Origin of the sequence: Brenneria sp. g21c3, assembly GCF_040240345.1 — a bacterium.
Lineage (GTDB): Bacteria > Pseudomonadota > Gammaproteobacteria > Enterobacterales > Enterobacteriaceae > Brenneria.
The window spans coordinates 195,263-212,065 of sequence record NZ_JBEIAB010000001.1 but is presented as its reverse complement, the minus strand read 5'-3'; the positions used below and the strand labels follow the sequence as shown (position 1 = coordinate 212,065).

Here is a 16,803-nt window from a genome sequence, read left to right as displayed (position 1 = left end):
TGTGAATGATGTTTGAATAATTTACATGGCTTTTTAATGAATAATCGATAAATATCATCCGCGGAATCGCCGGATTTTTAATGATTCCATAACCCGACCTTATGGAAAAAACGGCGTTTAGTGCGTTTCCAGCAAGTATTGCAGCAGCACGCCGTTTAACATAGCGCGCTTCACCAGCGCAAAGGCGCCGATCGCGGAAAGATGATTGAGGCCGGATACCTCAACGGGAAGATCATCCCTGAAGCCTTTCAGCACCTGGGCGTTAATGCTGCGTTGAATGGCGGGCAACAGGATTTTTGCGGATTCGGTAATTTCTCCGGCAATCACCACTTTTTGCGGGTTGAATAGGTTGATGGCGATCGAGACCGCTTTGCCCAGATGCAGCCCCGCGTGTTCGATGACTTCGCGCGCGAGCGCGTCGCCCCGGTTGGCCGCCTTGCAGATTGCGGTAATCGTGCAGTTATCCGCGGTCAGTTTGCCTGAGTGGCCTTGCTGCAATAGGTGTTGCACCCGATGTTCGATGGCGGCATTGGAGACAATGGTTTCCAGACAGCCAAAATTACCGCAGTGACATCGCTCCCCCAGCGGATCGATCTGGATATGGCCGATTTCGCCCACGTTCCCCTTGTTGCCGAGAAAAATCTGTCCGTTTACCACAATCCCGGCGCCGACGCCGCGATGGACTCGCACCAGGAGCGAATCCGGCGAGTCGACCGTTACGCCGAAGTAATGCTCCGCCAGCGCCAGACTACGAATATCATGACCCACAAAGCTGGTGACATGGAAATGGCGTTGAATATTTTCGACCAGCGGCCAGTCGTCGACGCTGATATGCGGCATATAGCGGATTATGCCCGCCGTCGGGTCGACCAGACCGGGTACCGCCACGGAAATGGCAATCAACTCACGGATTCGATGCTGATAATCATTCAGAAAATAACCGATGGCTGCAAACAGGGCGGCTTCCACCGTTTCCTGCGTTTTTTCCGGCAGGTCGTAGTGCTCTTCCGCCAGCGATTTCCCCTGCAAATCATACAGCGCAATGGTGGCGTCATGGCGGCCTAGACGCACGGCGATGGTATGAAACGGGCGCGTTTCAGCAACAATGGAGATGGCGCGTCTGCCGCCGGTTGAGGCCTGCTGGTCCACCTCTTTGATTAATCCGCGTTCCAGCAGCTGACGAGTGATTTTTGTGACGCTGGCGGGGGCCAGTTGGCTCTGTTCCGCGATTTGTATGCGGGAGATGGGGCCTTGCTGGTCAATCAGGCGGTACACGATCGCGCTGTTTAACTGTTTAACCAGATCGACATTCCCTATCTGCGCTTGTCCGCCAATGGTCATGAAAAATTACTCTCATAAGGTCAATTCTTTGTCACCGCCAACGTATCGTTACCGTTAACCAAAGTTTTGAGAACGTGATAATTGCGATCAAAAACGGTCAGGTTCGCGACTTTACCGCTTTCAATACTTCCCAGATATTTGTCCAGGCCGATAGCGCGGGCTGGGTAAAGCGTTGCCATCCTGAGCGCCTCATCCAGCGCGATCCCCGCATGTTCGACGCTGTTGCGTACCGCTTCTATCATCGTGAGCGCTGAACCGCTGAGCGTGCCGTTTTCATCCACGCACCGGCCATCGCGACAGTATATGGGTTTGCCGGCAAAAATGAACTGGTCAATGTCTGAACCTGCGGGCGCGGTGGCGTCGGTGACCAGAACCAGTTTCTCTCCTTTGATCCGCTTACTGTTACGGATGTTGGCCCAGTCCACGTGGAAGCCGTCGGCAATGATGCCGCAATAGATTTCGGGCGCGTCATAGACGGCGCCGACCAGACCGGGCTCGCGTCCGGCCACATAGGGCATGGCGTTAAACAGGTGGGTGGCGAAACGAATGCCGGCGGCGAAGCCCTTTTTGGCTTCGACCCAGGTGGCATTGGAGTGACCGGCGGAAACCACAATACCGGCTTCAGTCAACTGGCGGATTACCGCCGGGGAGACTTTTTCCGGCGCGAGGGTGATTTTACTGACGACATCCGCATTCTCACACAGGAAATTCACCAGTTCCTGCGTCGGCTGACGAATAAAGTCCGCATTATGCGTCCCTTTTTTGAGCGCGTTCAACCAGGGGCCTTCAAGGTGCAAACCCAGCGCCTGGTTTTTGTGTTGCGCCAGATAGGCGCGCATCACTTCCACGCCGTGTTTCATGAATTCATCGCTACAGGTGATAAGCGTCGGCAGGAAGCTGGTGCAGCCGGATTTCTGGTTGGCTTGCTGCATGATTTCCAGCGTCTGAACGGAGATGGATTCCAGCGAGTCGTTAAACTGCACGCCGCCGCAGCCGTTTAACTGTAGATCGATAAATCCGGGCGCGAGCAATGCACCATTGAGGTCGTATTTTTCCAGCCCGTCGGGAAGTTCGCTAACGGGACAAACGGTATCAATCAAACCCTCGGCAATAATAACGGCATGGTTATCAAGTACCTGGTGGCCAGTATAAATTCGGCCATTTGTTAAGGCGTACATTATCAATTCCTCGCTATACCCTTGCTCTTTGTTTGGATGTGTCGGCTTGCGCTGTCGCCAGACACGTCGCGGCCTCGCTCTACCGGCGTGCGGCGCCTTTAGGCTAAAGGTTTTTCATGTTTTCCGTTTCTAACTCACGGAAATATTTCACCGTTTTGACTTTGAGTTCCATGGTCGACGCTTCGTCGCACACCATCACGGCTTTAGCGTGAAGTTGCAGGCAACTGATGGTCCACATATGGTTCACATTTCCTTCTACCGCCGCCTGTAATGCCAGCGCCTTGTTGCGTCCGCTGACCAGGATCATCACCTCTTCGGCATCCAGCAGCGTGCCGACGCCGACGGTCAGCGCGTATTTCGGCACCAGATCGACGTCGCCGTTAAAGAAACGCGAGTTGGCGATGCGCGTCTCTTCCGTCAGGGTTTTGATCCGGGTACGGGAAGCCAGAGAAGAGGCCGGCTCATTGAACGCGATATGCCCGTCGTTGCCGACTCCCCCCATGAACAGGTGAATTTTGCCGTAAGACTTGATCTTCTCTTCGTAGCGGCGGCATTCGGCGGGAATGTCCTCGGCGTTCCCGTTCAACAGGTTAATGTTTTCCCTGGGAATATCAACGTGGTCGAAAAAATTGTGATGCATGAAACTGTGGTAGCTTTCCGGGTGGTCTTCGGGCAGGCCGACATACTCGTCCATATTGAACGTGACGACGTGTTTAAAGCTCACTTGTCCGGCTTTATGCATTTCCACCAGCGCTTTATAGGCTTCCAGTGGCGAACTGCCGGTGGGAAGACCCAGCACAAAAGGGCGGCTGGCGCTGGGATTGAACGCGTTGATTCTCTGGGTGATATAACGGGCCGCCCATTTGCCGACTTCAACCGGGGTGGTCAGGGGGATGAGTCTCATCAGTGCTCTCCTGGTTTGCGCCATTAATGGCGGCATAATATTCGGCTGAATTGCGTCACCGACGGTTTTTCAGCGTTTGAGGTTAACCTGGCGATCAGTGTAGCCTGTTTTTTTTTATCTTGAAATAAGTTGGCTATTTATTTAAGTATAACCTTTTTGTATGTGATTTTTTAGTGAGTTTAATCACATAATGTCTTTGGTTAATTTGCGTGGCGAAATATTTTGCATACACTCCGCGCTGAGATTACGTGTTGTCGTTTATCTGGCAGTGAGCAGGTCTAACGGGCGGTTTTCGCCCACCGAGAGAAAGAGAGGAAACGTGAGTATTCTTGGCTATTTACAAAAAGTTGGTCGGGCGTTGATGGTGCCTGTCGCGACGTTGCCCGCTGCCGCGATCCTGATGGGCGTCGGCTACTGGATTGACCCGGCCGGCTGGGGGAGTGGAAATGCGTTGGCGGCGCTGTGTATTAAGTCCGGTGCCGCCATTATCGGCAATATGGATGTCCTGTTTGCGATCGGCATCGCCTATGGTTTGTCGAAAGATAAGGATGGCGCGGCCGCGCTGGCGGGCTTTGTCGGTTACCTGGTTCTGACGACGCTGTGTTCGCCGGATGCGATTGCCATGATCAAGAAAATCCCGGTCGAGCAGGTGCCTGCCGCATTCGGCCACATCAAAAATCAGTTCGTGGGTATCCTTGTGGGGATCATCTCCGCCGAGTTGTATAACCGTTTCAGTCAGGTCGAACTGCCGAAAGCGCTGTCGTTCTTCAGCGGGCGTCGTTTGGTACCCATTATCACCTCGTTTCTGATGATTCTGGTGGCATTCATCCTGATGTATGTCTGGCCGGTTATTTATAGCTCGCTGGTCTCTTTCGGCGAATATATTCAACAGTTAGGTTCGGTCGGCGCCGGCGTTTACGCGTTTTTTAACCGCATGTTGCTGCCGGTGGGCCTGCATCATGCGCTCAACTCGGTGTTCTGGTTTGATGTGGCGGGCATTAACGACATTCCCAACTTCCTTGCCGGGCAGCAGGCGATCGACGCCGGTAAAGCCGTGGTCGGCGTGACCGGCCGCTATCAGGCCGGGTTCTTCCCCATCATGATGTTCGGCTTGCCGGGCGCGGCATTGGCGATTTATCACTGCGCTCGTCCCGAGAATAAAGGCAAGATCGGCGGGATTATGCTGGCCGCCTCGTTCGCCGCGTTTTTCACCGGCATTACCGAGCCGCTGGAATTCTCCTTCATGTTTGTGGCGCCGGTGTTATTTTTCCTGCATGCGGTGATGACCGGTATTTCGGCATTTATCTCGGCCAGCCTGCATTGGATTGCCGGTTTCGGTTTCAGCGCCGGACTGGTGGATATGGTGCTGTCATCCCGCAACCCGCTGGCAACGCAGTGGTATATGCTGATACCGATGGGCTTGGTATTTTTCGTTCTTTATTATGTGGTGTTCCGCTTTACCATTACGCGCTTCAATTTAATGACGCCGGGGCGTGAAGCGTCGGTGAGCGGCAGCGAAGCCGACGGCTACGATGTGAGCGTCGCGGCGTCTGCATCCGGCAAGACGCAGACGCTGGGCCGCGGTTATTTACAGGCTATCGGCGGTAAAGAGAATCTGATCGGCATTGATTCCTGCATCACCCGACTGCGTTTGAGCGTGGTGGATTCCGCTTTGGTGGATGACGGATTGGCCAAGCGACTCGGCGCCGCCGGCGTGATTCGTCTGAATAAACAGAGCGTGCAGATCGTGGTCGGCACGCAGGCTGAGTCGATTGCGTCCGCATTGAAGAACGCCAGCGAAGAATAATGCCGATACGCGCTTTTCACCGTTTCTGAATAACGCGGTATAAAGTAAATTTGCGGGATGAGGTCGCTATCTCATCCCGTTTTTGTTTTTTATGAAACTAACGGTTGTTTCCCGGCTTAGCTTGTTGGATCATTGGCGGTTATATGTCGTTTTAGCATTGAGGAATCAAGAATGAGTGAGGCTGAAGCCCGCCCAACCAACTTTATCCGTCAGATTATTGATGAAGACCTGGCATCCGGTAAGCATGACCATATTCAGACGCGTTTTCCGCCGGAGCCCAATGGCTATCTGCATATCGGGCATGCGAAGTCTATCTGCCTGAATTTCGGGATTGCCCAGGATTACCAGGGCAAATGCAACCTGCGTTTTGACGATACCAACCCGGTAAAAGAAGATATTGAATTCGTTGAGTCGATCAAACGCGATGTTAACTGGCTGGGGTTCTCATGGAGCGGCGACGTTCGCTATTCCTCCGATTATTTCGATCAACTGCATCAATATGCGGTTGAACTGATCAGCAAAGGACTGGCGTATGTCGATGAACTGACGCCGGAACAGATCCGCGAATATCGCGGTACGCTGACATCGCCCGGTAAAAATAGCCCGTACCGCGATCGCAGCGTGGAGGAAAACCTGGCGCTGTTCGAAAAAATGCGCAGCGGCGGCTTTGCCGAAGGAACCGCGTGTCTGCGCGCTAAAATCGATATGGCATCGTCGTTTATCGTGATGCGCGATCCGGTTCTGTACCGCATCAAGTTTGCCGAACACCATCAGACGGGCAACAAGTGGTGCATCTACCCGATGTATGATTTCACCCACTGCATTTCCGATGCGCTGGAAGGCGTCACCCACTCGCTATGTACGTTGGAGTTCCAGGATAACCGTCGTTTATATGACTGGGTGCTGGATAACATCTCGATACCTTGCCATCCGCGTCAGTATGAGTTTTCTCGTCTTAACCTTGAATACGCCATCATGTCCAAGCGCAAGCTGAACCTGCTGGTGACGGAAAAGATTGTTGAAGGATGGGACGATCCGCGTATGCCGACCATTTCCGGTTTGCGTCGCCGTGGCTACAGCGCCGCGTCTATTCGTGAATTCTGTTACCGCATCGGGGTCACCAAGCAGGATAACAACGTCGAAATGGCGGCGCTGGAAGCCTGCGTGCGCGACGACCTGAATGAAAACGCGCCGCGCGCCATGGCGGTGCTCGATCCGGTAAAAGTGGTGATTGAAAACCTGCCGGAAGGCCATGAAGAGTGGGTTACCATGCCGAACCATCCGAATAAACCGGAAATGGGTACCCGCCAGGTGGCGTTTAGCCGCGAGGTGTACATCGATCGCGCGGATTTCCGCGAGTCGGCCAATAAGCAATACAAGCGTTTGGTGTTAGGCAAAGAAGTTCGTCTGCGTAATGCCTACGTGATTAAAGCGGAACATATCGATACGGACGAGCAGGGCAATATTACGACCATCTACTGTAGCTACGATCCGGATACCTTAAGTAAAGATCCGGCTGACGGGCGCAAGGTAAAAGGCGTGATCCACTGGGTGTCCGTAGCGCATGGCTTACCGGCGGAATTCCGTCTGTACGATCGTTTGTTCAGCGTGGCCAATCCCGGCGCGGCGGAGGATTTTCTGTCAACCATCAATCCGGAATCGCTGAAAGTGACTCACGGCTTTGTCGAGGCGGGCATGGCGCAGGCTGAAGCGGAAAAAGCGTACCAGTTTGAACGCGAGGGGTATTTCTGCGCCGATCGGGTTTACTCCAGTCCAGAGCATCTGGTGTTTAACCGCACCGTCGGCTTGCGCGATACCTGGGTGGGATAATCCGGGGTTTTGCCTGGAATGGAATAAAAATAAAACCGCCTCGGCGGTTTTATTTTATAACGGGCGGGATAGCCCGTTACCGACGGGCCGTCGCATGCGACGTTAAATTTTTTGTGCGGTCGATTTATCTTTTTGCATCGTGCAGGGTGTCGTCTTCACGGCAATCCCCTTCACTGCAATGGCCATACAGATACAAACTGTGGTTGGTCAGCTTGATGCTGTGTCTTTCCGCGATTTCGCGTTGGCGTGCTTCAATATATTCATCACGGAACTCAATGACTTTGCCACAATCCAGGCAAATCAGATGGTCATGATGATGCTGCTGCGTCAGTTCGAAAACCGATTTACCGCCTTCAAAATTATGGCGGGTTACAATACCAGCATCATCAAACTGATTCAGTACGCGATAGACGGTCGCCAAACCAATCTCTTCACCCATATCAATCAGTTTTTTATATAAATCTTCCGCACTGACGTGATGGCACTCTGGATCCTGCAACACTTCCAGAATTTTCAGCCTTGGAAGAGTGACTTTCAGGCCGGCCTTCTTTAATGCGGTGTTATTGTCAGTCATGCGGATTTAGTCCTGTTGCTTACTTAATCAATGGAGGCTATTTAGCCTATGACATCGGTCGGCTCAAAAAATGTAATAGCGTCCCAATTATAGAACCGTGCATTCAAAATGAAAACAATGGAATGTTAACAAAATTATTCCCACACATTCTACAGATGTATCATGCAATCTATTGTTGGTTAATGAGAGACGCCAGCTGAATGCACAAGACCGATGCGGGTATTGTACATACTTATGGAGGGAAGTTAAAAAAATGTATCAATCTTTATGAAAGGCCTTTCCTATCGATCGTTCCGGCTCTGACGGGGGAGGGAGGTCAGAGCCGGAGGTCCGTCTTAGTCAACCAGCTCTTTCAGGTTCAACTCTTCGCTGATCTGTTTCACCCACGCGGTGACGCGCTCGCTGGTCAGTTCAGGCTGACGATCTTCGTCGATAGCCAAACCGATGAAGTGGTTATCATCCGCCAGCCCTTTGGACGCTTCAAAGTAATAGCCTTCCGTCGGCCAATGGCCAACGATGGTTGCGCCGCGAGGTTCAATAATATCGCGGATGGTGCCCATCGCGTCGCAGAAGTACTCCGCGTAGTCTTCCTGGTCGCCGCAGCCAAACAGGGCAACCAGTTTGCCGGTAAAGTCGATTTCTTCCAGCGTAGGGAAAAAGTCATCCCAGTCGCATTGCGCTTCCCCGTAGTACCAGGTAGGGATACCCAACAGTAAAATATCAAAAGCTTCAAGATCTTCTTTACTGCTTTTGGCGATGTCATGAACTTCGGCAACGTCGGTTCCCAGCTGCTGTTGGATGGTCTTGGCAATGTTCTCGGTATTGCCAGTATCACTGCCAAAGAAAATTCCTATGAGTGCCATGGATTGAATAACCTCTTGATTCTTAATGATATGGTGCAGTGTCTTACCCATTTATCGGCTAATAATAACAGACACGCCCTGCATGAGAAACTCGTATCGGTAAGGATAAGTAAATCACCGTTCTGATTTCTCAGATAAGTTTGTCCACGGTCTGATTGATGTTGTTATTTTTAGCGGCGCGGCGAATGGATCAAAAAAATTTATGTTTAGCAAAAGTTATGAGGTTGTTCAAAGAATAGAAAATAAGCCGCGCTAAGTACACCGGTATCGCTAAACATTGCCCGTATCTTGTCGATTAACAAGCGTGATCGAATCGGTTTCAACGTGACTGAAGCGTCGCGCCAGGTTGCGATGATAATGGCCTATTAATATGCATTTCCGCTGTTTTACCGTCGATTAATAGCAAAAAACTTCTTTTCACGCGTGCGTTAAGTCTGGAGTAAGCTATGAAATTTTTAAAAAACATCGCCATCAGAACGGCCATGTTGTGGGTGCTCGGCGTATTCTGTGTGCTGTGGGGCGGCGTATCAATCTATACCCTATTTTCTTTCAAGGAGATGACCGCGACGTCCAAACTCAGCAGTCTGCTGGTAGATAACTTAAATATAATTAATCAAGGCAACGATCAGTACTTTCGTATGGTGACGCGTCTGGCTCGTTCCGTTGACGCTCGCCAGAATGGCGATAACGACGCGGCGGATAAAGAACAGACATCGGCGCTCAATGCCCTGAATACCCTGAAATCCGGCCTGACCGCCTTTAACGCTCTCGATCACGCCGGACTGGACGACAAGCTGGTTCAGGCGGTCAGCCGGGACTGGGGTAATTTAATCACTCAGGGGGTTGAACCCTTGTATCAAAAAGCGGCGGCCAATGCGTTGGATGACTATCACGTACAGGCGAAAAATGTCGTTCCTCCATTGAGCCGCCAGTTTGGGGCGTCGCTGACCGCGTTCAGTAAAGCCGGTTCGGAGAAGTTCGTCGCGGCCGGCGTCCGTTTTGAGCAGATTACGACGATTGGTCAAAATATTTTGCTGACGGGGCTGATCATCGGGCTGGTGATGCTGTTTCTGACCGATCGCTATCTGGTGAAGTTTCTGGTGCGGCCGTTAAACGATTTGCGCGATCACTTCAGCGTGATCGCCTCCGGCCAGTTAGGCAAGCCGATTGCGGATTTCGGCCGCAACTGCGTCGGCAGATTATTTCCTCTCTTACGGGAAATGCAAACCAGTCTGGCGAACACGGTCAGCACTATCAGAAACAGCACGGATTCTATTTATCAGGGCGCTTCAGAAATCGCGGCGGGAAATAACGATCTGTCGTCACGTACTGAACAACAGGCTTCCGCACTGGAAGAAACCGCCGCCAGCATGGAGCAGTTGACCGCAACCGTGAAGCAGAACGCCGAAAACGCCAATCATGCCAGCCAATTGGCCTTGCAGGCTTCGACAACGGCGAAAAAAGGCGGCGGTATTGTCGATAACGTGGTGAAAACCATGTCGGAAATTTCCGGCAGTTCGCGGAAAATTGCAGAAATCACCACCGTTATTAACGGTATCGCTTTTCAGACCAACATTTTGGCGTTGAACGCCGCCGTGGAAGCCGCCCGCGCGGGTGAGCAAGGGCGCGGTTTCGCGGTGGTCGCGGGGGAGGTGAGAAGTCTGGCGCAGCGCAGCGCGCAAGCAGCCAAAGAGATCGACGGGCTGATTTCCGAATCTGTCCGATGTGTGGATACCGGTTCTCGTCTGGTCGAAGACGCCGGCAGCACCATGCACGAAATTGTACGCGCGGTGACCAACGTTACCGACATCATGGGCGAGATTGCTTCCGCATCAGAAGAGCAAAGTAAAGGGATTGCCCAGGTCGGCCAGGCGGTGGCCGAAATGGACAGCGTGACCCAACAGAATGCGGCGCTGGTCGAGCAGGCATCGGCGGCGGCGCTGTCGCTGGAAGAACAGGCCGCGTTGCTGAATCAGACGGTTTCATTATTCCAGTTGTCCGAGCAGCTTTCGCCGCGGGCGGCAACCGCGGCTCCGACGAAAGTTGCGCCGAAAGCCGCGGCCGCGACGACGCAAAAGGCGTTGCCGCCGGGCAATGATAATTGGGAAAAATTCTGATTAACGCGTCAGCGTCAGGGATGACGCCCGCTGCGGGCGTCGCGATTTGTTTCAGCTTTTCTTGCCGGACAACTGCGCCAGCAACATTTCTTCAATGAGCTCGCTACGGCTGATATTCCGCTGTGCGGCCAGGTCGTTTAGTATTTCGACGGCCTCGCTGTTAATTTTTAATTCTACCCGGCGTAATCCGCGAACTTTGTCGCGCCGTAGCTGATTACGCTTATTAATTCTTAACTGTTCATCACGTGAAAGCGGATTGGTTTTCGGGCGGCCCGGACGACGCTCGTCTGCGAACAGATCCAGCGTGGTACGATCCGTTTGTTCTTTTGCCATAGGTAATGATACTGCAAGGTCTTCGGACCAAAATACGCACGCCGCCAACATAAAGTACGACGCGTACATTTTGATGATGTGGTTACAATGCCTGTGGCTGAATCAGCCGTCCCTCTACTGCGGGCGCCATCATACCCCAGCCGCACTGGCGGCGACAACGGTTAATCGGGGCTTCCCGATCAACCCGCGTCGAGAAAACGATGAATTGCGCGCAAGACCGCCTCGGGCTTTTGCGCATGAACCCAGTGTCCTGCGCCGCTCACCACATAAGCGCGGGCCATCGGGAACTGACGCAGTATGGCGTCGCGGTATTTGTCATCCAGATAAGGCGAGTTCTCACCGCGAATAAATAAAACCGGCCCCAGCCAGGGGGAAAGTTCCTGCCAGCCGACGATGTTTTCATACTGATCCCACAACGCGGGAACATTGAACCGCCATTCTCCCTGTTGGAATGACTTCAGCAAAAACTGAATAACGTCTTCCTCCGTCAGGTATTGCCGCATCAGGGCTGCGGCTTGCGAACGGGCGGTGATGCCGGCATCGGTGACGGCGCGTAATGCGCGGAACACGTCGTCATGTCCGCGGGTGCGATAATCGACCGGCGCAATATCAATCGCCACCAGTTTCGCCAGCCGCTGCGGAATCAGCGCGCTGAGCGACATCGCCACCTTGCCGCCCATCGAGTGGCCGATGACAACCGCCCGCTCAATGCTCAACGCATCCAGTAATTCCACAACATCCTGGGCCATGGCCGGGTAGGTCATCTGCGGCGAACGCGGCGACAGGCCGTGATTGCGCAGATCAAGCTGTACAACATCGCGCTGACTTTGCAAGTCCCGGCCCAATACACCAAGATTATCCAGATTGCCAAACAAGCCATGAATAAGGATCACGGGCAACTTGTCTGTGGGCTGATGCGCATAATGTCTGCGATAATTCAATTTCATGGTGAAGTTCATTCAGAGATACAGACGCTTAGGGTATCATGAGTCGACAACATTAGGTTACCGCGGAAGAGACAGGCATAACCGCGTCGGCAAGAACAGAAATAGCAAGGCATAATCCGAGTTTTGGCGTTGTCTGCATTCTGTCGCTGTTCGAATGCCGTTATTCGCTTGTATACTTCTTGACGATGGATTTGAGTAATATACCCTTCATATTTTTAAGTTGCAGGCGCGCTGGCTTCCTGAATGACTCGGCTCCACCTTGGGTCTCGCGCCATGAGGGCGGCGGCATGCGGCGTTCAAACAAAAACGACAACGTTTGTCCTGCATCTTGAAACCGATTGGGTATTAAACAGCACTGGATAAAGATGAAAACTATTGAGGTCGACGAAGAGCTTTATCGTTATATCGCCAGCCACACGCAGCACATTGGTGAAAGCGCATCGGATATTTTACGGCGTATGCTGAAATTTACCGCCGGTCAGTCCGTCGAGACGCCGTCGGTGGATGCCGCAGCCAATACGCAGCCCGCTCCATCCCCGCGTCCGCGCGATCGGGTGCGGGCGATGCGAGAGCTGCTGTTATCGGATGAATACGCCGAGCAGCACAAGGCAATCAATCGCTTCATGCTGGTATTGTCTTCGCTGTACCTGCTGTCGCCACAGGAATTTGCGCAGGCGACGGAATCACTTCACGGTCGTACGCGGGTTTATTTCGCGGGCGATCAGCAAACGTTGCTTCAGAATGGCACGCATACCAAGCCCAAACATATTCCGGGTACGCCATACTGGGTGATAACCAATACCAACACCGGTCGTAAACGAAGCATGATTGAACACATCATGCTGGCGATGCAGTTTCCGGCAGAGCTGACAGAGAAAGTTTGCGGCACCATCTAATTCAATGACAGCGTCAGAGAGAAACGCCAATGGCTAATCATCCAAGAGCCGGACAGCCTACCCGGCAAAGCGATTTAATCAATGTGGCTCAGTTGACGTCACAATATTATGTTTTGCGCCCGGAAGTCGGCAATGCGGCGCATGCGGTGAAGTTTGGCACCTCAGGTCATCGCGGCAGCGCGGGACGTCATAGTTTCAACGAAGCGCATATTCTTGCCATTGCGCAAGCTATCGCGGAAGAGCGCGGCAAGCAGGGCATAACCGGCCCATGCTATGTCGGCAAAGATACGCATGCGCTGTCCGAGCCGGCTTTTATTTCGGTTCTGGAAGTGCTGGCGGCCAACGGCGTGGATATCATCGTCCAGCAGGACAACGGCTTTACGCCGACGCCGGCGGTGTCCAACGCCATTCTGGTACATAACCGCGACGGCGGCGCACTGGCCGACGGCATCGTGATTACGCCGTCCCACAACCCGCCGGAGGACGGCGGCATCAAGTACAACCCGCCGAATGGCGGCCCTGCCGATACCAACGTGACCAGCGTGATTGAACAGCGCGCGAACGCGCTGCTGGCCGATGAGCTGCGCGGCGTTAAGCGCATTACGCTGGATCAGGCCTGGAAGAGCGGTTATATCCACCAGCAGGATTTGGTGCAGCCTTACGTTGAAGGACTGTCCGACGTGGTGGATATGGCAGCGATTCAGCGCGCGGGCCTGACGCTGGGCGTCGACCCGCTGGGCGGTTCCGGTATCGCCTACTGGCAGCGTATCGCCGAGCATTACAAGCTCAATCTGACGCTGGTGAACGACTCTATCGATCAGACTTTCCGCTTTATGACGCTGGATCACGACGGGGTGATCCGCATGGACTGCTCGTCCGTGTCCGCCATGGCCGGGCTGTTGGCGCTGCGCGATAAATTCGATCTGGCGTTCGCCAACGATCCCGACTACGACCGTCATGGCATCGTCACGCCAGCGGGCCTGATGAATCCAAACCATTATCTGGCCGTGGCGATCAACTACCTGTTCCAGCATCGTCCCCAGTGGGGCGAATCCGTGGCGGTGGGCAAAACGCTGGTTTCCAGCGCGATGATCGATCGCGTGGTGGCGGATCTGGGGCGTAAGCTGGTGGAAGTGCCGGTCGGTTTCAAGTGGTTTGTCGACGGACTGTTTGACGGCAGTTTCGGCTTTGGCGGCGAGGAAAGCGCCGGGGCGTCATTCCTGCGCTTTGACGGTACGCCGTGGTCGACGGATAAAGACGGCATCATTATGTGTCTGCTGGCGGCGGAGATTACGGCGGTAACGGGTAAGAATCCACAGCAGCATTACGATGATCTGGCTAAACGTTTCGGCGCGCCCAGCTATAACCGTATCCAGGCGTCGGCGACCCATGCGCAAAAAGCGGCGTTAGCCAGGCTGTCGCCTGAGCAGGTGTCCGCCAGTACGCTGGCCGGCGATCCGATCACCGCGCGTCTGACGGCGGCGCCAGGCAACGGCGCGGCAATCGGCGGGCTGAAAGTGATGACCGATAACGGCTGGTTCGCCGCTCGTCCTTCCGGTACGGAAGAAGCCTATAAAATCTACTGCGAGAGTTTCCTGGGCGCCGAGCATCGGGAGCGTATTGAGAAAGAAGCGGTGGAGATTGTCGGCGCGGTGCTGGCTAACGCCAAGTAAGCGCCAGGGTTTGCCGGCACCCCTTTGTTTTAACCCCACCCCAACCCTCCCCTTGGCAGGGAGTTTGGCTCCACCCCCTGCCAAGGGGCTGTCTCTTAGTCACATTTTTATGCGGACTCAGAGGCAGTTTCGTGCGCCACAATGCCGCCATTTCCATGCTACGTCGTAGCACGCGCCCGACATAGGGGGCTCAAGCGCCAGCCCCCTATGAACCTGGGCTTGCGGCTAAATTATGCCGCTGCGCGGTGCCATCGGTGTTCTTGACCGCTATTCGAGCCGCCAGTGACGCGTTCCCGACGCGGCACTGGCTTTCGCCGCATCCATGCGGCTCACTCGGCGGCCAAGTCCACCGCTGCATAATTTTTTACGCCGCGTAACAACCAACCCCGTCAGCACTCCCGTATTTGTGTATAAGAGACAAGCCAAGGGGGGAGGCCGGGAAGGGGTAATTAATGGCAAAACCGAACCTTATCGACGGGCTCTGCGATGCTGCGTCCTTTATCCCAATGCCACCATCAGCGCGCCTAGCGAAATCAGCGCCACGCCGGCGCCGGCCAGCAGCGAAATTTTTTCCCCCAGCAGCAGCACGGCCAATACCACCGCGAACACCACGCTGAGCTTATCGATCGGCGCCACCTGGGCGACATTGCCGTTTTTCAACGCGACAAAATAAAATAGCCATGACATGGCGCCGGCCACGCCGCTGAGAAGAATAAACAGTAAGGCCTTTTTGTTGGCGATGATATCGCCGACCAATGTCATTTTGCCTTGAGCGACGACGACGCCGACCAAAAAAAGCGCCATTACCACGGCCCGGATCGCCGTTGCGGTATTGGCGTCCAGATTTTGCAGACCGATTTTGCCAAACAGGGCGACCAGCGCGGCGCACAGCGCGGAAAGCAAAGCGTAAATTAACCAGCTACTCATAATGTAAGATCCCAGAATAAACAGACACGTTGAACAAGTAATACCTAATTGGTTTCGCATTGCATTGAGGCGGCGACCGGGCGACAAATTCGTCAGGCGCGAATTTGACCGGCCGACGATGAGGGACGAAATGTCGCTGATGAGGCCTCAGGGTTGGCTCGGATAATCGAATAATAAAGCCAACACGGATGCTGTGAGATATATGGCGGAAATGCTACGCCGTGCAGCGACAGATGACCAGACGCTCGGCATAAAACACCCATCAGTGAGCGGTTGGCTACCCTGACAGGGGTTTTTTTATGCCCGCTTCCCTTTGCGCCGTTTTTATCACCAGCCGCGACTAATCTCATGATTACTTACCTTATTTTTCCATGGCTTACCCTGAATGGAAGCAAGTTCCGCTATGCTGGTTATAGCGAATGGTTTTTATAAGGGGTAAATCATGACATTCGATCGGATCCCGGTAGGCATCAGCGCTTGCCTGCTTGGGAACCCTGTACGCTTTGACGGCGGGCATAAGCGCCTGGCGTTTGCCGTAGAGCAATTATCGCCGTATTTCCATTTTGAACCCGTTTGCCCGGAAATGGCCGTCGGCCTGCCGGTGCCGCGTCCGGCGCTACGGCTGATAAAAAACGACGAGGGAAACATTGTGCTGCGCGCCAGCAATGGGTCGCCACTCGATGTGACCGAGCGCATGCGGCAATTTTCCACGGAACGGGTCGGCCGGCTAGGGCATTTGTGCGGCTACATTGTCTGCGCCAAATCGCCTAGTTGCGGTATGGAGCGGGTCAGAGTGTATGACGCCGCGCAAAAGAATGCGCGCAAAAGCGGCACGGGATTGTTTACGCAGGAATTGCTGCGTCAGTTGCCCTGGTTGCCGGTCGAAGAAGATGGCCGCCTGCACGATCCCGGTTTGCGGGAAAATTTTATTGAGCGGGTTTATGCCCTGCATGAATTGCATCAGCTGTGGCGGCAGGGACTGAGTCGCGGGGCGCTGATGGCGTTTCATAGCCGCTACAAACTGCTGCTGCTGGCCCATTCTCAGTCTGAATACCGCGAACTGGGGCGTTTTATGGCGGGTATCGATAATTGGGACTCGCTGGAAGACTTCGCGCGCGAATATCGACTGCGGCTGATGAAACTCCTGTCTCATCCGGCGACGCGGCGTAATCACACCAATGTGCTGATGCATGCGCAGGGGTATTTCCGTCGGCAGCTCAACGCCCAGCAGCGTCAGGAGCTTGCCGGGCTGATCGATCGCTATCGGCAGGGGTTGCAGCCTCTGTTGGCGCCAATCACCTTGCTGAATCATTATCTGACGGAATATCCGGACGATTACCTTGCCGGGCAGCGTTATTTTGCGCCTTATCCGGAAGCGTTAAGATTGCGGTATGGTCGCTAACGCGCGGCCTG

Annotated in this window: 14 protein-coding genes; 6 read left to right on the top strand and 8 right to left on the bottom strand. The window is 53.9% G+C overall.

All coding sequences use genetic code 11. From position 1 onward, the window contains the following. Nucleotides 1-117: 117 nt before the first annotated feature. From nagC to nagB, 3 genes are all read right to left on the bottom strand, one after another. Nucleotides 118-1,341, bottom strand: a complete 1,224-nt coding sequence (nagC, locus tag ABRZ28_RS00975; RefSeq protein WP_319603400.1) for a DNA-binding transcriptional regulator NagC — start codon at nucleotides 1,339-1,341, stop codon at nucleotides 118-120. Nucleotides 1,342-1,361: 20 nt separating this feature from the next. Beyond that, nucleotides 1,362-2,519 carry an N-acetylglucosamine-6-phosphate deacetylase gene (nagA, locus tag ABRZ28_RS00970; protein WP_319603399.1) on the bottom strand — a complete coding sequence of 386 codons (1,158 nt, stop codon included), beginning with the start codon at nucleotides 2,517-2,519 and terminating at the stop codon, nucleotides 1,362-1,364. A gap of 103 nt (nucleotides 2,520-2,622) precedes the next feature. Beyond that, nucleotides 2,623-3,423: a glucosamine-6-phosphate deaminase gene (gene nagB / locus ABRZ28_RS00965; RefSeq protein WP_330519289.1), complete on the bottom strand. Its 801-nt coding sequence runs from the start codon at nucleotides 3,421-3,423 to the stop codon at nucleotides 2,623-2,625. Nucleotides 3,424-3,742: 319 nt separating this feature from the next. Here nagB and nagE point away from each other — a divergent pair, with 319 nt between their 5' ends. Both nagE and glnS read left to right on the top strand, forming a co-directional pair. Beyond that, on the top strand, nucleotides 3,743-5,230 hold the full coding sequence (gene nagE / locus ABRZ28_RS00960; RefSeq protein WP_330519288.1) for an N-acetylglucosamine-specific PTS transporter subunit IIBC: 1,488 nt from the start codon (nucleotides 3,743-3,745) through the stop codon (nucleotides 5,228-5,230). Between the two features lie 171 nt (nucleotides 5,231-5,401). Then, complete coding sequence (glnS, locus tag ABRZ28_RS00955; RefSeq protein WP_330519287.1) at nucleotides 5,402-7,060, top strand: glutamine--tRNA ligase; 1,659 nt, start codon at nucleotides 5,402-5,404, stop codon at nucleotides 7,058-7,060. Between the two features lie 124 nt (nucleotides 7,061-7,184). Here glnS and fur read toward each other — a convergent pair whose 3' ends face one another. Next, complete coding sequence (gene fur, locus ABRZ28_RS00950; RefSeq protein ID WP_319603395.1) at nucleotides 7,185-7,634, bottom strand: ferric iron uptake transcriptional regulator; 450 nt, start codon at nucleotides 7,632-7,634, stop codon at nucleotides 7,185-7,187. 335 nt (nucleotides 7,635-7,969) lie between these two features. Further along, entirely contained in the window at nucleotides 7,970-8,497 is a 528-nt protein-coding gene (gene fldA / locus ABRZ28_RS00945) for a flavodoxin FldA (protein ID WP_319603394.1), read from the bottom strand. A gap of 446 nt (nucleotides 8,498-8,943) precedes the next feature. Here fldA and ABRZ28_RS00940 point away from each other — a divergent pair, with 446 nt between their 5' ends. Then, a complete protein-coding gene (locus ABRZ28_RS00940; RefSeq protein WP_330519286.1) occupies nucleotides 8,944-10,614 on the top strand; it encodes a methyl-accepting chemotaxis protein in 1,671 nt (556 codons plus the stop codon). Nucleotides 10,615-10,665: 51 nt separating this feature from the next. On the opposite strand, the gene ybfE is transcribed toward ABRZ28_RS00940, so the two are convergent. Both ybfE and ybfF read right to left on the bottom strand, forming a co-directional pair. After that, nucleotides 10,666-10,947, bottom strand: a complete 282-nt coding sequence (gene ybfE, locus ABRZ28_RS00935) for a LexA regulated protein (RefSeq protein WP_319603392.1) — start codon at nucleotides 10,945-10,947, stop codon at nucleotides 10,666-10,668. 179 nt (nucleotides 10,948-11,126) lie between these two features. Then, nucleotides 11,127-11,894, bottom strand: a complete 768-nt coding sequence (gene ybfF, locus ABRZ28_RS00930) for an esterase (protein ID WP_330519285.1) — start codon at nucleotides 11,892-11,894, stop codon at nucleotides 11,127-11,129. A 365-nt stretch (nucleotides 11,895-12,259) separates the two neighbouring features. Between ybfF and seqA the strand changes: the two genes are divergently transcribed. Continuing rightward, entirely contained in the window at nucleotides 12,260-12,790 is a 531-nt protein-coding gene (seqA, locus tag ABRZ28_RS00925) for a replication initiation negative regulator SeqA (protein WP_319603390.1), read from the top strand. A 29-nt stretch (nucleotides 12,791-12,819) separates the two neighbouring features. Next, complete coding sequence (pgm, locus tag ABRZ28_RS00920; protein ID WP_330519284.1) at nucleotides 12,820-14,463, top strand: phosphoglucomutase (alpha-D-glucose-1,6-bisphosphate-dependent); 1,644 nt, start codon at nucleotides 12,820-12,822, stop codon at nucleotides 14,461-14,463. Between the two features lie 498 nt (nucleotides 14,464-14,961). Here pgm and ABRZ28_RS00915 read toward each other — a convergent pair whose 3' ends face one another. After that, nucleotides 14,962-15,390: an EamA family transporter gene (locus ABRZ28_RS00915; RefSeq protein ID WP_330519283.1), complete on the bottom strand. Its 429-nt coding sequence runs from the start codon at nucleotides 15,388-15,390 to the stop codon at nucleotides 14,962-14,964. A gap of 442 nt (nucleotides 15,391-15,832) precedes the next feature. Here ABRZ28_RS00915 and ABRZ28_RS00910 point away from each other — a divergent pair, with 442 nt between their 5' ends. Continuing rightward, on the top strand, nucleotides 15,833-16,792 hold the full coding sequence (locus tag ABRZ28_RS00910; RefSeq protein ID WP_319603710.1) for a YbgA family protein: 960 nt from the start codon (nucleotides 15,833-15,835) through the stop codon (nucleotides 16,790-16,792). The last annotated feature ends 11 nt before the right edge of the window (nucleotides 16,793-16,803 follow it).

Coding starts and splice junctions, on each gene's coding strand:
- nagC (WP_319603400.1), bottom strand. CDS start 1,341: ATGACCATTGGCGGACAAGCGCAGATAGGGAATGTCGATCTGGTTAAA.
- nagA (WP_319603399.1), bottom strand. CDS start 2,519: ATGTACGCCTTAACAAATGGCCGAATTTATACTGGCCACCAGGTACTT.
- nagB (WP_330519289.1), bottom strand. CDS start 3,423: ATGAGACTCATCCCCCTGACCACCCCGGTTGAAGTCGGCAAATGGGCG.
- glnS (WP_330519287.1), top strand. CDS start 5,402: ATGAGTGAGGCTGAAGCCCGCCCAACCAACTTTATCCGTCAGATTATT.
- fur (WP_319603395.1), bottom strand. CDS start 7,634: ATGACTGACAATAACACCGCATTAAAGAAGGCCGGCCTGAAAGTCACT.
- fldA (WP_319603394.1), bottom strand. CDS start 8,497: ATGGCACTCATAGGAATTTTCTTTGGCAGTGATACTGGCAATACCGAG.
- ABRZ28_RS00940 (WP_330519286.1), top strand. CDS start 8,944: ATGAAATTTTTAAAAAACATCGCCATCAGAACGGCCATGTTGTGGGTG.
- ybfE (WP_319603392.1), bottom strand. CDS start 10,947: ATGGCAAAAGAACAAACGGATCGTACCACGCTGGATCTGTTCGCAGAC.
- ybfF (WP_330519285.1), bottom strand. CDS start 11,894: ATGAAATTGAATTATCGCAGACATTATGCGCATCAGCCCACAGACAAG.
- seqA (WP_319603390.1), top strand. CDS start 12,260: ATGAAAACTATTGAGGTCGACGAAGAGCTTTATCGTTATATCGCCAGC.
- pgm (WP_330519284.1), top strand. CDS start 12,820: ATGGCTAATCATCCAAGAGCCGGACAGCCTACCCGGCAAAGCGATTTA.
- ABRZ28_RS00915 (WP_330519283.1), bottom strand. CDS start 15,390: ATGAGTAGCTGGTTAATTTACGCTTTGCTTTCCGCGCTGTGCGCCGCG.
- ABRZ28_RS00910 (WP_319603710.1), top strand. CDS start 15,833: ATGACATTCGATCGGATCCCGGTAGGCATCAGCGCTTGCCTGCTTGGG.